Source organism: Brevibacillus thermoruber 423, assembly GCF_000454065.1.
In the GTDB taxonomy this organism is placed as follows: domain Bacteria; phylum Bacillota; class Bacilli; order Brevibacillales; family Brevibacillaceae; genus Brevibacillus; species Brevibacillus thermoruber.
In genome coordinates this window covers 460615-474794 of sequence record NZ_KE695652.1, presented here as the reverse complement: position 1 = coordinate 474794, position 14180 = coordinate 460615, and the positions used below count along the sequence as shown (strand labels likewise).

Genomic DNA, 14180 nt, shown 5'->3' with positions numbered 1-14180 from the left:
TCTCCCTTTACGAAGCGGATTCGATGAATGTTTTGGTATCCTCTAGCTTGACCGAGACGATTTTGGACACGCCGCCTTCCTGCATCGTCACCCCGTACAGCACATCGGCGCTCTCCATCGTCCCCTTGCGGTGGGTGACACAGATGAACTGCGTCTGGCTGCTGAACTGGTGCATGTACTCGGCGAATCGGTTGACGTTGGCTTCGTCCAGCGCCGCCTCCACCTCGTCCAGCACGCAGAACGGCACCGGCTTGACCCGCAGAATGGCAAACAGGAGAGCCATCGCGGTCAGCGCCCGTTCGCCGCCGGACAGGAGCGCCAGGTTTTGCAGCTTTTTGCCGGGCGGCTGCGCGACGATGTCAATCCCCGTCTCCAGCAGGTTGTCCGGATTGGACAGCAGCAGGTCGGCGCGTCCTCCGCCGAACAGCTGCACGAACACGTCGCGGAACTGTTCCCGGATGGCATCAAACGTCTCTTTGAAACGGCGGGACATCTCGGTGTCCATCTCTTCGATCACTTGATAGAGCATCGCCTTGGCCTCGTTCAGGTCGGCCTCCTGCGCGCTCAGGAACTGATGGCGCTCAAAGAGCCGCTCGTACTCTTCGATGGCACCCAGGTTGACCGTGCCCAGCGCGGCGATCTCTTTTTTCAGGCGGTTGACGATCTGCTGCTCCTCCGCCATGTCGCCGCGGGGCGGGTATTTCTGCTTGGCCAGGTCGTAGCTGATTTCGTATTCTTCGGAGAGTTTGTTCAGGAGGTGATCCAGTTCCACCTCGAAGCGGTTGGCCTTCACCTCTTCCTGATGCAGTCCTTCCTCGAGCGCCTTCACCTGCTTGCGGATTTCCCTGACCTCCTGCTCCACCTGCTCCTGCTGATGGTAGAGCGTGGCCCTCTCGCTACGCCGCTCCTGGATCAGTCCCGCGACGCGCTCCTTGTCCTGCCGCAGCTCGGCGATCTTCTGCTCCAGTTCGCCGCTGGACGACTCGTTGGTCCGCTCCAGCTCGTCCAGCGAGGCCAGCGTCCGGTTCAATTCCTCCCACTCCCGCAGAAGCGACGCGCGCTGTTCCGCGAGCCGCTCCAACTGCTCCACGCGGGACTGGTGTTCCTGCTTGACCTGGGCGTCCAGCACCTTCAGGCTGGTGATCTTCTGGTTCATCTCTTCCTTGGATTCGAGCTGCTCCTGCCGCTTCGCTTCGGCGGCGGCGATCCGTTCGGACAACTGCTTCTCTTCTTCTTCCATGACGGCCAGGGCGGCCTCCAGTTCCGCCAGTTTCCGTCCGGCTTCCTCCATCTCCCGGCGGTACCCCGCGACGTCCTGATCGACGAGCATGGCCCGTTCCGCCAGCGAGCGGCCTTCCGCTTCCGTCTGCTGAAGCAGCCCCTTTACTTCCTGTTCCTTCAGCCGCAGCGATTCCCCCTGGGTGCGAAGCTGCTCCTGCTCCTGCTCGATCCGCTTGAGTTCTTCGGCCAGTTGTTCCATACGCGTAGTATGCCCGGCAATGGCCTCTTCGATCTCGGCCATCTGCGCCTCCAGCTCTTCCGCCTGACGGCTGCGGCCCAGCAGGTTGGTCGTATTCTTTTTCAGCGCGCCCCCGGTCATGGAACCGCCGGCGTTGACGATGTCCCCTTCCAGCGTGACGACGCGGCAGCGGTAGTTCAGCGCCCGCGCCACGCGGTTGGCCTGCTCCAGCGTCTCTGTGACGATGACATTGCCCAACAGGGATTCGACAATGGGACGGTACGTCTCCTCAAACGAGACCAGTTCGCTGGCGATGCCGGCCACGCCGTCCTGCCTGCCCAACAGCCGCTTCTCGTCCGGCTGCAGGCTGCGCGGCCGGATGACGTCCAGCGGCAGGAAGGTAGCCCGTCCCGCATTGTGCTGTTTCAGGTAGGCGATCGCCGCCCGGCCGGCAGCTTCGTCGTCGACGACCACGTTCTGCAGGGCGCCGCCCAGCGCCACCTCCACGGCAGTCTCGTACTTTTCCGGCACCGTGACCAGTTCGGCGACGGCCCCGTGAATCCCTGCAAAGCCGCGCTCGCGGGCCTTGAGGATTTCCTTGACCCCCTGCTGGAACCCGGCAAATTCCGCCTGCATCTCCCTCAACAGGTCGAGCCGCGATTTGGCCGCTTCCCGCTTCTGCTCCCACTGACGCAGTTCCCGGCGGGACGCCTCCAGGCGGGCTTGTCCCTCGCGAATCCGCTCGATCGATTCCTTGTAACGGGTGAGTGTCTCCTGAATCGACCGGTCAACCTCCTGAAGCTGTTCGTTCAGCTCGGCCAGCTTGGCCTGGCGGGCCGCCTCTTCCTGATTGAGCCGCTCTTTTTCCTGCTCCAGCCGCTCCGCCCGGGCCTGGCTGGTCTGGCTCAACTGCTGCTGGTGGCGGATTTCGTTGCGCAGATTGGCCATCGCGTTCAGTTTTTCAAAGTAGTCCCCTTTCAATCGCTCCACGTCGTCGGTGAGCGACTGGATCATGGCGGAAAACTGGTCTTCCGCCTCCTTCAGCGACGCCTGTGCATCGGCCATGCGCCGCCTGGTTTCCTCGACCCGCTGCTGTTCTTCTGCCAGCTCGGCCTCGACGGCGTGCCGCTTTTCCGTGATGCGGTGCATCTGTTCCATCGTCTGCTGCCGGTTGGCGGCCAGGTTGCGCAGCCGTTCCTTGAGCACTTCCCGCTGACCTTCCACTTTCTCCGTCTCTTCGCTCACGGAAAGCAGCACTTGCTGCAGTTCCTCGATCGACTGGTCAATCTGGCTGACGTGAAAGCGGGCCTGCTCCAGGTCGGCTTCCCGCTTCGAGGCCTGGGCCGTCTGTCCGGCCAACTGCTCCCGCAGCTCCTGCACGCGGCGGCTCGCTTCCTCCCATTTGGCGTGCGCCGCTTCGATCTGCTGGACGTAGAGCGCCACCTCGTGCTCCATCAGCGTCTGACGCAGTTCGTTGTATCTGCGGGCGGTGTCCGCCTGCTCCTTCAACGGACCGATCTGTTCGTTGATCTCGCTGACGATGTCGTGAATCCGCACGAGGTTTTGTTCCGTCTCGTCCAGTTTCTTCTCCGCTTCCCGCTTGCGGGTTTTGTACTTGACGATGCCGGCCGCTTCTTCAAAAATGCCGCGGCGGTCCTCCGCCTTGGTGCTCAGAATCTCCTCGATTTTTCCCTGCCCGATGATGGAGTAGGCCTCTTTGCCGAGACCTGTGTCCATGAACAGCTCCATGATGTCCTTGAGCCGGCAGGCCCGGTTGTTTATGTAGTATTCACTCTCACCCGAACGGTAGACCCGGCGGGTGACAGAGACTTCCGTATATTCCACGTCGAGAGAACGGTCGGTATTGTCCAGCGTCAACGTCACTTCTGCGAAGTTGAGCGGTTTGCGCGTATCGCTTCCGGCGAAGATGATGTCTTCCATCTTTGCCCCGCGCAGCGATTTGGCGCTCTGTTCGCCGAGCACCCAGCGGATCGAGTCGGACACGTTGCTCTTGCCGCTTCCGTTCGGCCCGACGACCGCAGTCACTCCGGGCACGAATTCCAACTCGGTCCGGTCGGCGAACGATTTGAACCCAACCAGTTCCAGGCGTTTCAAATACATACTGATGGTTCCTCCTTAAAAACCCGTCCGGCGCATGCGATCACACACCCGCTGCGTCCGGCGCTGCCGCCTGCCGAGCGGGCCCGTGTCGCCGCCGGGCGGGGGCCCTGAAAGAAAGCCCCTGCTGGGAAACAGGAGCGAGTCATCTGCGTAAAACCCAATGTGAGATAAGTGTACCATAGAATAACGGCCGAACGAAGACCTTTCCCCACCAGGCATAGACTAACCCGATGCTGCCCGTTTTTGGCAGACGGAAAAAAGTCTGCGCCGCTTGCATGGTTCGTCGTCCCGCCTGCGGTACAGAGGCACGTCCATGGCAAGACCGATCGCGAAGCAGGCAGCGTTTCGAGATGGCCCGCAACTGTAATAGTTTATCACAGAACGGCTGTTTGTCGAAGAACAAAGAAGCTCCTCCCCGGCATCCCGCCGAAGAAGAGCGTGTTCCGTTCGCCTGCGTCCCTTTCTGGTCAAAACCGCTGCGCAAACAGCCGGCGTTCCCAGTCGCTTACGTGCCGGGTGTATTTCTCCCATTCCGTACGCTTTACCTTGATATACTCTTCCCAGATCTCGCGGCCGATCGCCTGAGCCAAAATGGTGTCCTGACTCAGGCTGTCCATCGCCTCCTCCAGCGTCCGCGGCAGGCGGGCAATCCCCCGTTCCTGCATCTGCGCCTCGGTGAGCCAACTGACGTCATCACTCGCCGGTTCGCCGGGATGAATGCGATTGTGAATGCCGTCGAGGCCGGCCGCCACGAGACAGGCGGACAGCAGGTATGGATTGCAGGTGCCGTCTCCCCCGCGGAATTCAAACCGGCGAGTGCGCCGCTTCTCCGGGATGCGCACCAGGACGGAGCGATTGCCTGCGCCGTAGCAGATGTGGGCCGGTGCCCACGTGCCCGGCCGCATTCGCTTGTACGAATTGATGCTCGGCGCTCCGATGGCGATCAGGGAGCGGCCGTGTTTGAGCAGGCCGCCGATAAAATGGTACGCTTTTTCCGACAAATCCAAACCGCGCGGGTCGGTGTTGTCGGCAAACAGGTTCTCTCCCGCGTCGTTGTACAGGCTGATGTGCACGTGCAGGCCGCTGCCGGCCAGGTGCTCGAACGGCTTGGGCATCAGCGTGCCGATCAGTCCCTTGTCGCGGGCGATCTGCTTGAACACCTGCTTGAACGTCACCTGGTCATCCGTCGCCTGTAAGGCATGGGTGTAGCGCAGGTTGACTTCCAGTTGGCCCGGGCCGTATTCGCTGGAAATCTGTTCGGTCCGCACGCCCATCGCCTCCAGCGCGTGAACGAACGACTGGACGAAATCCTCCTGGATATCGACGCCGTCGGAGGAAAAACAGTGGCTGTCGTCGGCGGGGACGAGCCGGCCGTTCTCCTCCCGCAGCAGGTAGGCCTCTTGCTCGTAGGCCATGTACATCCTGCCTCCCATAACCGACTCCACTTCCGCCAGTAGCCGCTTCAGCGCATGGCGGGGACAGCCCGGCCAGGGGTCGCCGTTTTCGTCCACCAGGTCGCAAAACATGCGGGCCGTCTTGCTGCGGTAGGGCAGGACGGCAAAGGTGGCGGGGTCCGGCACGGCAAAAAAGTCACCGTCCCCGGCCCCGTACATCGGGTTGGGAATGTACTCGTCGAAGCTGTCGAAACTCATGATGGCCGTACTGAAGTTGATGCCTCGCTCCATCGCGTCCCGCAAATTGTCCGGGCGGATGGTTCTGCCCCGGGTCAGCCCGGCGTAGTCCAGAAACTCCACGCGAATGAATTCGATCTCCCGTTCTTTCACAATCTTCATGACATCGTCCGCTGTGTACATCGTGCGTTTCTCTCCTTCCCTGTAATCTGCTGCATGCGAAAAAGTTCACCATTCCATCGTCGTCGACTTGTCCTTGAACACGCGGCTGCGGATGAAGAGGTACACTGCCCCCAGAGCCAGCCAGACGATTCCCGCCTTGATCGCCAGCGGTTCCATGGAGGCCATCACGTAGGCGATCACGCCCATGCCGATCAGTGGGCAGAGCAAATGGGCAATAACCTGCCGGGATTTTTGGCGGATGGTGAAATGGATAATGACGGACAGATGGAGCACCACAAAACCGGTGAGCGCCCCGAAGTTGACCAGATTGGTGAGCAGCGGCATGTGGTCTTGAAAGCCGAGACTGACGATCAGCGACACCACCGCGACGAGCATGGTGCTTACGTAGGGCGTTTGGTACCGGGGATGGACCTTGGCCAAAACAGCGGGAAGCTTGCGGTCGCGCCCCATCGAAAACAGGATGCGGGAAATGGCCGCCTGCGCCACCAGCGCCGCAGAGATGCCCCACGACAAAACGGTGGCGAGGATGGACACCGTCTTCAGCCACACCCCTCCGGCGGCGCCGGCGATTTCGTAGAAAGCCGTGTCGAGACTGGCAACCTGCATGCCGCGCCCCAGATCGCTCGCCACCCAGGTCTGCGCGATAAACAGAAAACCGACAGTGAAGAGTGCGGCCACGCTTGCCCGCCCGACCGCCTTGCTGCCCCCCTTCACCTCTTCGGAGAGCGTGGAAATCGCGTCAAACCCGAGAAACGAGAGAACCGCGATGGAGACCGCACTCATCACCAGATTCAGGTCAAAATGTTCCGCGTCATAGATCGGCTTGACAGTAAAACCGCCGCTCCCCAGCAGCGCAGTGACGCCGGTAATCAGAAACAACACCAGCACGGCGAACAGGATGATCAGCGTGATCTTGTTGGCTCTCGCCGTGAACTCCACGCCGCGCACGTTGATCACCGTGTTGACGGCGAGAAAGAGCACGATCCAAACCCAGGCGGGAATCGCCGGAACAAGGGACGTCAGCGCGTTGGCGCTCACCACGTAACAGAGGGAAGGGATCAGGATGTAGTCCAGCAGGATCGCCCAGCCGGAGATGAAGCCCACGGTTTCGTGGATGCCGCGCTGCGCGTACGCGTAGACCGACCCGGCGACGGGAAACGCCTCCGACATGCGCGCATAGCTCAACGCCGTAAAGATCATCCCGGCCATGCCGATCAGGTAGGCCAATGCCACCATGCCTTTCGAGGCTTCGGCGACGTAGCCGTAGACGCCGAACGGCGCAATCGGCACCATAAAGATCAAGCCGTACACGAGCAGATCCCAAAAGCTGAGCGCGCGCTTCAGCTCCTGCTTGTAACCGAATTGCTCAATCATGCAAGCCCACCTCACCAGGCAATCTCGTACACCTCGGTAAAATTACGGTACAGCACCCCTTCGGCGATGTGCAGGGCCACGTCGACATCCATGTAGTCACGCGCAATCCACCCTTCCAGCACGCGCGTGAAGCACTCCTTGAACAAGTGCACGCCCAGCCAGTTCATCTCCGGCAGGGTAAACGCGTCCGAACCGTACATCACCTTGGAAAACGGCGCAAATTCAAAGACGTGCGAGAGAATCCGCTCCACCCCGTGGCCGATAAACGGATTCTGCAGGGAAATGTCCAGGTAGACACGGGGCAACACACTGACGATAAAGGCGGCCTCCTCCACCCACGGATAGCCGCCGTGGACCAGGTGCACCTTCGTGTCGATGTACTTCTTGTCGCGCAGAAGATCCAGGAGACAGGCGGGGTTCGCCTTGGTCAGCACGACCTCGCCGTCGCCCACGCCGGTATGAATGTGCATCGCCTTGTCGGCTGCCGTACATTCTTCCAGGGCGACGTGCAGACAGTAATCGCGCAGCGCCTTTACGGCTGCCCGCGGATCGGAGCAGAATGCCGCGTACTCCTCCGCTGCCGCCTGCTCGTCCATCGGGCCGATCTCCAGACCGCTGCGGTAGGCGATGATCGTTTTCAACCCGAGAATGCGCTCCCCCTTCAACGCCTCGCGCAGATCGGCCCGATACCGCTCGGCAAACGAACCAAACTCCCCGCACTCGTCCCGCAGCCTGACCATGACCGGCTCGATGCGGTACACTTCCCAATAAGGCACGCCTGTCATGTCGGCGTACGCCTGCCCGGACAGACGCGGCTGCGGATAGCCGAAGTCCAGCAGCAGTCCGGCGATGTTGGCGTCACGGAACAAGGCCCGGGTGTACGCCCACGGATCGCTCGCCTGCCGGTTGCGCCAGGCCACCACCTCCTCCAGCACCGGGTCGCAGCCGAAATATGCTGCCAGGCGCTGAATGGTGATCTGCGTGTACATGTTGGTTCCGGGAACGGGCCGCTTGGGATGGCCGCGTTCCACCGTTTGGAACATGCCGGGGACAACGGATAAGGACAGCTTTCGAACAAATTCTGCAGGCGACAGTGGGGATGTCTGCTGCAGATACGGGTGGCAGTGGACGTCCACCGCCTGGATGGGACGCAGATCCAGTGTCATCATGATCCTCCTTTCAGGGGCTGTTACACGTTTCGGGAAGCAATCCGCATGCCAGCTGCTCCTTCGGCATTTAGGCGGTTTCGCAAGGGAGGCAAGCGACAAAAAAAGAGCGCCGAAAAAACTTTTGCGCAAAATATTTTTTGAATCGATTGAATATTTGGATAAATGATCCTATAGTGAAGACAGGAATGCTGCCGTGTCAAAACGGCGTTTCCGGCAAACGACAAACATTTTGCGCCAGAGGGGGTCTTTTTTTCACCATGACTGTGATTGCGCTCAACGACGTGTGGAACGCCTGCTTTGAGTGCATGGTGATCGTCGATGAGGAAGGCAGCGTGCTGGACCTCAACCGTTCGGCCATGCGCTTGTTTTCGCTCGGCCCCGGGGATTTCGCCGGTGTCTCCCTCTGCGAATTGCTGGGTGACAAGTCATTTGGCCGGTATCTCAAGGCGGACAAGGAAACGACCGGCATCTCCGTCTGCATCGGCACCCAGGAGTTGATTGCCAACGTGGTCCCGCTCTCCCGCAACCTGGAGCAGACGCGATACCTGATCATCCTCAAGAACATGACCCAGCAGCAGCAGTTGAAATACCAACTGCAGGCCATGAACGAAACCAAGGTCCTGTACGACGCCGTGCTGGACGAACTGGAGGAAGGGGTCTGTGTAGTAAACACGGAGGGTCGGATCCTCTTTTACAACCGGAAGATGGGAGAAATCGACCTTCGCGAGCCGGCGTCGGTCAGAGGCAGACGCATGTTCGACGTGTGGCCCGCGCTCGACGAGCAGTCCAGCACGCTATTGGCGGCGATGAAACTGTCCAAAACGCTGCACCATCGGGAGACGCACTTTACCCCGAACGGCCGGGCGGTGACCACGCTCTCCCGCACCGCTCCCTTGTTTGTGGGCGAACAGAAACGGGGCGCGATTCAGGTGCTGCGGGACATCACGGAGCAAAAGCAGTTGGCCGAATCCATCCAACAGCTCCGCAAGGCGGACGAGACGAAGGCCGCCTCCCCCCGGCCGCTCCCCGGGCAGAACCAGACGCGTTTCCGGTTCACGGACATCGTCTACGTCAGCCGCGAGATGGGACAAACCGTGGAACAGGCGAGACGGGCAGCGCGCTCTTCTTCCACCGTGCTGATCATCGGCGAGACGGGCACGGGAAAGGAGCTGTTTGCGCAGAGCATTCACAACGAAAGTCCGCGGCAATCGGCCCCGTTTATCGCGCAAAACTGCGCGGCCCTGCCGGAAGGGTTGCTGGAAGGCCTGCTCTTCGGAACCGTCCCGGGCAGTTTTACGGGGGCGGTGGACAGGCCGGGCCTGTTCGAACAGGCCAACGGTGGCACGCTGCTGCTGGACGAACTGAATGCGATGGGCCCCACTCTGCAGGCGAAGCTGCTGCGCGTCTTGCAGGAGAAAAAATGCCAGCGGCTGGGGTCGGCCAAGGTCGTGGACGTGGATGTGCGGATTATCGCCACGATCAATGAAGATCCGCTGGAGGCCATCCGACATGGGCGGCTTCGGGAGGATTTGTTTTACCGCCTGAGCGTCGTCAACCTGTACATCCCGCCGCTGCGCAAACGAAGAGAGGACATCCCGGCCCTGATCGACGCGTTTCTGGCCAAGCATGGCAGGGCGCTTGACGTGAAGGTAACCGGCTTTGACCCGGACGTGTACCGCCACCTGCTGGCTTTCGCCTGGCCGGGCAATGTCCGCCAGTTGGAGCATGTGATCGAGGGCTGCCTCAATCTCATGTACGACGACGGCCCGATCCGGTTCGAACACCTGCCGTACGCGTTTCGCGAGATGATCATCCGGCAGCTCCCCGACTCTTTTCCGGATGCGCCGCAGACGGTTACGGCGCCTGTTCGCCTGTCCGGCAGCCTGGAGGAACAGGTTGCGCGGCTGGAGCGGGAGCTGATCCGCCAGGCCCTGCGCGAAGCGAACGGAAACATCACCAAGGCGGGGGAGCGGCTGGGGATTTCCCGCCAAAATTTGAATTACAAGCTGAAAAAGCACGGCATGTCCAAAGACCCGGCCTAAACGAAAAACCCGTTCTCCCTCTTTGGTAGAACGGGTTTTCTCACGGATCAGCGAACGGTCTACTTCGCCCCCAGTTTGATCAGCGCCCGGGCGGCCGCCTGCTGTTCCGCCTCTTTTTTGGAACGCCCGCTGCCCATGCCGAGCGGACGGTTGTTCAGGAGTACTTCGGACACGAACTCCCGGTTGTGCGCCGGCCCCTTTTCCTCCACGATGCGGTAGTGGATTTCCCCCAGATTGTCCTGCTGGACGAACTCCTGAAGCTGACTCTTGAAGTCGGTGACCTGGGCAAACTCCCCCTTGTCCACTCGCGGATAGACGTACTTCTCCATGAAGTGAAAGACCGCGTCCAGTCCCTGATCCAGGTAAAGCGCGCCAATAAATGCCTCAAACACGTCCGCCAGCAGCGCGGGCCGCTGCCGGCCGCCTGTCAGTTCTTCCCCTTTTCCCAGCAGAACGAGATCGCCAAAGTGAAGCAGTTCGGCAAATTTGACCAATGACGGCTCGCAGACGATGGCTGCCCGCAGTTTCGTCATTTCCCCTTCGCTCATTTTGGGAAAGGTCTTGTAGAGAAATTGCGAAACGGTCAGTTCCAGGACGGCGTCGCCGAGAAATTCCAGCCGCTCGTTGTCCTGGATGCGCTTGCCGCGCTGCTCGTTGACATAGGAAGAATGGGTGAAGGCTTGCCGCAAGACGTTCTCGTCGCGAAATCGAATGCCGATGGTTTCTTGCAGCTCCGAGAAGTTCATGACGCTCACCACCATTCTTGAAGACTTCCTGCTCTTCTTTCCGGCAGGAACCATTTATGCCTCAAACCGCTTCAAGACGATCGTGGCGTTGTGACCGCCAAACCCGAACGAGTTGGACATGGCTACGTTCACGTCCGCCTTGCGCGCTTGATTGGGTACGTAGTCGAGGTCGCACTGCGGATCGGGGTTTTCCAGGTTGATCGTCGGCGGCAGAATCTGATCGCGCAGGGCAAACGCCGACGCGATCGCTTCCACACCCCCGGTCGCCCCGAGCATGTGACCGGTCATCGACTTGGTGGAGCTGACCGCCAGCTTGTAGGCATGGTCGCCAAACACGCTCTTGATCGCCTGCGTTTCCGAAATGTCCCCTTGATCCGTAGAGGTGCCGTGTGCATTAATATAATCCACTTCTGTCGGTTCAATACCGGCGTCGCGCAGCGCGTTTTTCATGCAGCGGGCCTGCCCCTCCGGAGACGGCGCGGTGATGTGGTAGGCGTCCGCGCTCATGCCGTAGCCGATCACTTCCGCCAGGATGGTTGCCCCCCGTTTTTTCGCGTGCTCCAGCTCTTCCAGGATGAGCACGCCTGCTCCTTCGCCCATGACAAAACCGTCGCGGTCGATGTCAAACGGACGGCTCGCCTTTTCCGGCTCGTCGTTGCGGGTGGACATCGCTTTGGCGGAACAGAAACCGGCAAACGCCATCGGTCGGATCGTCGCTTCCGCACCGCCGGTGATCATCGCGTCGGCGTGGCCGTGCTGGATCAGCCGGAAGGCGTCGCCGATCGCGTTCGTCCCCGTGGCGCACGCGGTAATCGCGCTGGACGTCGGCCCTTTTGCCCCGTACTGGATGGAGACGGCTCCAGATGCCATGTTGGCGATCATCATCGGGATAAAAAACGGGCTGACACGGCGCGGTCCCTTTTCCATCAGCACCTGGTGCTGCTCTTCCCAGGTAGCCAGACCGCCGATACCTGATCCGATGTATACACCCACGCGTTCCGCATTCTCAGCCGTAATCTCCAGCTTGGCATCTTCCATCGCCATTTTGGTGGCGGCCAACGCAAACTGAACGAATCGGTCTGTACGTCGGATTTCCTTTTTGTCCATGTACGCCTCGGGATTGAAATCCTTCACTTCCCCCGCAATCTGCGTAGGGTAGTCGGAGGCGTCAAACGCCGTGATGCGCCCGATTCCCGATTTTCCTTCCAGCAAGCTGTTCCAGAAGGTCTGCGCGTCGTTTCCCACGGGGGAGATGACGCCGACACCGGTAATCACCACTCGTCGTTTCATTACGATCACCTCTATTGAAAGTCAGCTCTCAGCTTCCTTGTTCTTCGCCTGGTTACGGTTGGAAAAGCTCTGCGGCAAAATCGAGCCGGGTGTGTGAAGGGAGAAGTCCCGCGTGACACGGGACTTCCACTGAATGGACTACTTGTGAGATTCTATGTAAGCCACAACCTCACCAACAGTAGTGATTTTTTCAGCGTCTTCGTCAGAGATTTCCATATCGAACTCGTCTTCCAGCTCCATCACGAGTTCCACTACATCCAGGGAGTCGGCACCCAGGTCCTCTTTGAAAGAAGCTTCCAAAGTCACCTTGGATTCCTCCACACCCAGACGATCGACGATGATTTTCTTCACACGTTCCAAAGTATCTGCCATTCTGCTTCACCCCCTCTCCCCGTATTATAGTGGATGAGCCTGCAAAACACCAGTTGAGTCAGGCTCTTGCTGCTCGAGCGTGTCGCGCGCGCCTCACATGTACATGCCGCCGTCCACGTGCAGGGTTTGGCCGGTCATGTAGTTGGCCGCGTCCGAGGCGAGGAACAGGACCACCCCGGCGATGTCATCCGCCTGGCCGAGACGGCCCAACGGAATCTGGCCCAGCATGGACGCCTTGACGTCCTCGGGCAGGGTCGCGGTCATGTCCGTGTCGATAAAACCGGGAGCGACCGCGTTTACGGTAATGCCGCGGGACGCCAGTTCGCGCGCGGCCGTCTTCGTCAATCCGATCACGCCGGCCTTGGCTGCCACGTAGTTGGCCTGGCCGGGGTTGCCCAGCACGCCAACGACGGAGGTGATGTTGATGATCTTGCCGGAACGCTGTTTCATCATCGGACGGGTGGCCGCTTTCAGGCAGTTGAAGACGCCTTTCAGGTTGGTGGCGATCACCTCGTCCCATTCTTCCTCTTTCATCCGCATCAGCAGATTGTCGCGCGTGATGCCGGCGTTGTTGACGAGAATGTCAATGGTGCCGAAGCGCTCCAGCGCCTCTTTGAACATCTCGTTTACTTCTTCGGCGTTGGCCACGTTGGCGCGGATCATGATCGCCTCGCGCCCCAGTTCCTTCACCTTGGCCACCGTTTCCGCGGCCGCCGCCTCACTTCCGGCGTAGTTGACCACGACGTTGGCCCCAGCTTCCGCCAGCCGAAGCGCGATCGCACGGCCGATGCCGCGGGAAGCGCCGGTGACCAGCGCGGTTTTGCCTGCTAGCATAATACCCCTCCGTTCAACAGTTCATGTAACGATTCCATATCCTGAACGGAAACGATGGTCGTCCCCGCCGGCGCAATCTTTTTGATCAGGCCGGCCAGCACCTTGCCCGGGCCGATCTCCACAAAGGTGGTCACGCCCTGATCCGCCATCCACCGGACGGAATCCTCCCACAGTACCGGAGCAGCCACCTGTTTCACGAGGTTGTCGACGATCGCCCCCGCTGCCGTCTCCGGACGGGCGGACACGTTGGCCACCACCGGCACCCGGGCGTCTTTCACGTCCACGTCGGCCAGCACGGCCTTCAGCTTTTCCGCCGCGGGCTGCATCAGACTGGAGTGGAACGGGCCGCTGACATTGAGCGGCAGGACGCGTTTGGCGCCGGCCGCTTTCGCCTGCTCACCGGCCAGCCGCACGCCCTCCGCCGTACCGGAGATGACGATCTGTCCGGGGCCGTTCATATTGGCCGGCTGAACGGGATGGCCGGAGGCGGTCACCGCTTCGCAGACGTCCTGCAGGGCCTGCCGCTCCATGCCAAGGACGGCCGCCATCGCTCCCTGTCCGGCCGGCACCGCTTCCTCCATAAATTGGCCGCGGGCGCGCACCACTTTCACCGCGTCGGCAAACGCCATCGCCCCGGCGGCTACCAGCGCCGAATACTCGCCCAGGCTGTGGCCGGCCACGTAATCCGGCGTCACGTCCGCCCGTTTTTCCCGAAGCGCGGCCAGGACCGCGACACTGGTCGTCAGGATCGCCGGCTGCGTGTTGACCGTCAGCCGCAGCTCTTCTTCCGGTCCTTCAAAGCAGAGGGACGACAGCGAAAAGCCGAGCGCTTCGTCCGCACGTTCAAACACGTCGCGGGCGGCTGCGGACTGTTCTGCAAGCGACCGCCCCATCCCGACGAACTGGGACCCCTGTCCCGGGAAGACAAATGCCACTTTGCTCATGAACGATTTCCTCCT

Annotated in this window: 10 protein-coding genes; 1 reads left to right on the top strand and 9 read right to left on the bottom strand. The window is 60.8% G+C overall.

Annotated features, from left to right (window positions below; translation table 11 throughout):
- Window positions 1-7 precede the first annotated feature (7 nt).
- From smc to M516_RS0116900, 4 genes are all read right to left on the bottom strand, one after another.
- Window positions 8-3580: a chromosome segregation protein SMC gene (gene smc / locus M516_RS0116915; RefSeq protein ID WP_029100171.1), complete on the bottom strand. Its 3573-nt coding sequence runs from the start codon at window positions 3578-3580 to the stop codon at window positions 8-10.
- A gap of 467 nt (window positions 3581-4047) precedes the next feature.
- Entirely contained in the window at window positions 4048-5394 is a 1347-nt protein-coding gene (locus M516_RS0116910) for a glutamine synthetase family protein (protein ID WP_029100170.1), read from the bottom strand.
- 45 nt (window positions 5395-5439) lie between these two features.
- Window positions 5440-6768 (bottom strand): APC family permease, encoded by a 1329-nt coding sequence (locus M516_RS0116905; RefSeq protein WP_035289970.1) that lies wholly within the window; start codon window positions 6766-6768, stop codon window positions 5440-5442.
- Window positions 6769-6779: 11 nt separating this feature from the next.
- Window positions 6780-7937, bottom strand: coding sequence for an amidohydrolase family protein (locus M516_RS0116900; RefSeq protein ID WP_029100168.1), 1158 nt, complete (start codon window positions 7935-7937; stop codon window positions 6780-6782).
- A 257-nt stretch (window positions 7938-8194) separates the two neighbouring features.
- Here M516_RS0116900 and M516_RS0116895 point away from each other — a divergent pair, with 257 nt between their 5' ends.
- Window positions 8195-9979, top strand: a complete 1785-nt coding sequence (locus tag M516_RS0116895; protein WP_051188262.1) for a sigma-54-dependent Fis family transcriptional regulator — start codon at window positions 8195-8197, stop codon at window positions 9977-9979.
- A gap of 59 nt (window positions 9980-10038) precedes the next feature.
- Here the strand turns inward: M516_RS0116895 and rnc are convergent, their stop codons facing one another.
- The 5 genes from rnc to fabD all read right to left on the bottom strand — a co-directional run bounded on the left by rnc (window position 10039) and on the right by fabD (window position 14165).
- A complete protein-coding gene (gene rnc, locus M516_RS0116890) occupies window positions 10039-10740 on the bottom strand; it encodes a ribonuclease III (protein WP_176703237.1) in 702 nt (233 codons plus the stop codon).
- A gap of 39 nt (window positions 10741-10779) precedes the next feature.
- Entirely contained in the window at window positions 10780-12015 is a 1236-nt protein-coding gene (fabF, locus tag M516_RS0116885) for a beta-ketoacyl-ACP synthase II (protein WP_029100165.1), read from the bottom strand.
- Window positions 12016-12153: 138 nt separating this feature from the next.
- Window positions 12154-12387, bottom strand: a complete 234-nt coding sequence (gene acpP / locus M516_RS0116880; protein WP_029100164.1) for an acyl carrier protein — start codon at window positions 12385-12387, stop codon at window positions 12154-12156.
- Between the two features lie 93 nt (window positions 12388-12480).
- Window positions 12481-13221, bottom strand: a complete 741-nt coding sequence (gene fabG, locus M516_RS0116875) for a 3-oxoacyl-[acyl-carrier-protein] reductase (protein WP_029100163.1) — start codon at window positions 13219-13221, stop codon at window positions 12481-12483.
- Window positions 13215-14165, bottom strand: a complete 951-nt coding sequence (gene fabD / locus M516_RS0116870; protein ID WP_029100162.1) for an ACP S-malonyltransferase — start codon at window positions 14163-14165, stop codon at window positions 13215-13217. The genes fabG and fabD overlap by 7 nt, the downstream gene beginning before the upstream one ends.
- Window positions 14166-14180 lie beyond the last annotated feature (15 nt).

Coding starts and splice junctions, on each gene's coding strand:
- rnc (WP_176703237.1), bottom strand. CDS start 10,740: ATGGTGGTGAGCGTCATGAACTTCTCGGAGCTGCAAGAAACCATCGGC.
- fabG (WP_029100163.1), bottom strand. CDS start 13,221: ATGCTAGCAGGCAAAACCGCGCTGGTCACCGGCGCTTCCCGCGGCATC.
- fabD (WP_029100162.1), bottom strand. CDS start 14,165: ATGAGCAAAGTGGCATTTGTCTTCCCGGGACAGGGGTCCCAGTTCGTC.
- M516_RS0116905 (WP_035289970.1), bottom strand. CDS start 6,768: ATGATTGAGCAATTCGGTTACAAGCAGGAGCTGAAGCGCGCGCTCAGC.
- acpP (WP_029100164.1), bottom strand. CDS start 12,387: ATGGCAGATACTTTGGAACGTGTGAAGAAAATCATCGTCGATCGTCTG.
- M516_RS0116895 (WP_051188262.1), top strand. CDS start 8,195: ATGACTGTGATTGCGCTCAACGACGTGTGGAACGCCTGCTTTGAGTGC.
- M516_RS0116910 (WP_029100170.1), bottom strand. CDS start 5,394: ATGTACACAGCGGACGATGTCATGAAGATTGTGAAAGAACGGGAGATC.
- smc (WP_029100171.1), bottom strand. CDS start 3,580: ATGTATTTGAAACGCCTGGAACTGGTTGGGTTCAAATCGTTCGCCGAC.
- M516_RS0116900 (WP_029100168.1), bottom strand. CDS start 7,937: ATGATGACACTGGATCTGCGTCCCATCCAGGCGGTGGACGTCCACTGC.
- fabF (WP_029100165.1), bottom strand. CDS start 12,015: ATGAAACGACGAGTGGTGATTACCGGTGTCGGCGTCATCTCCCCCGTG.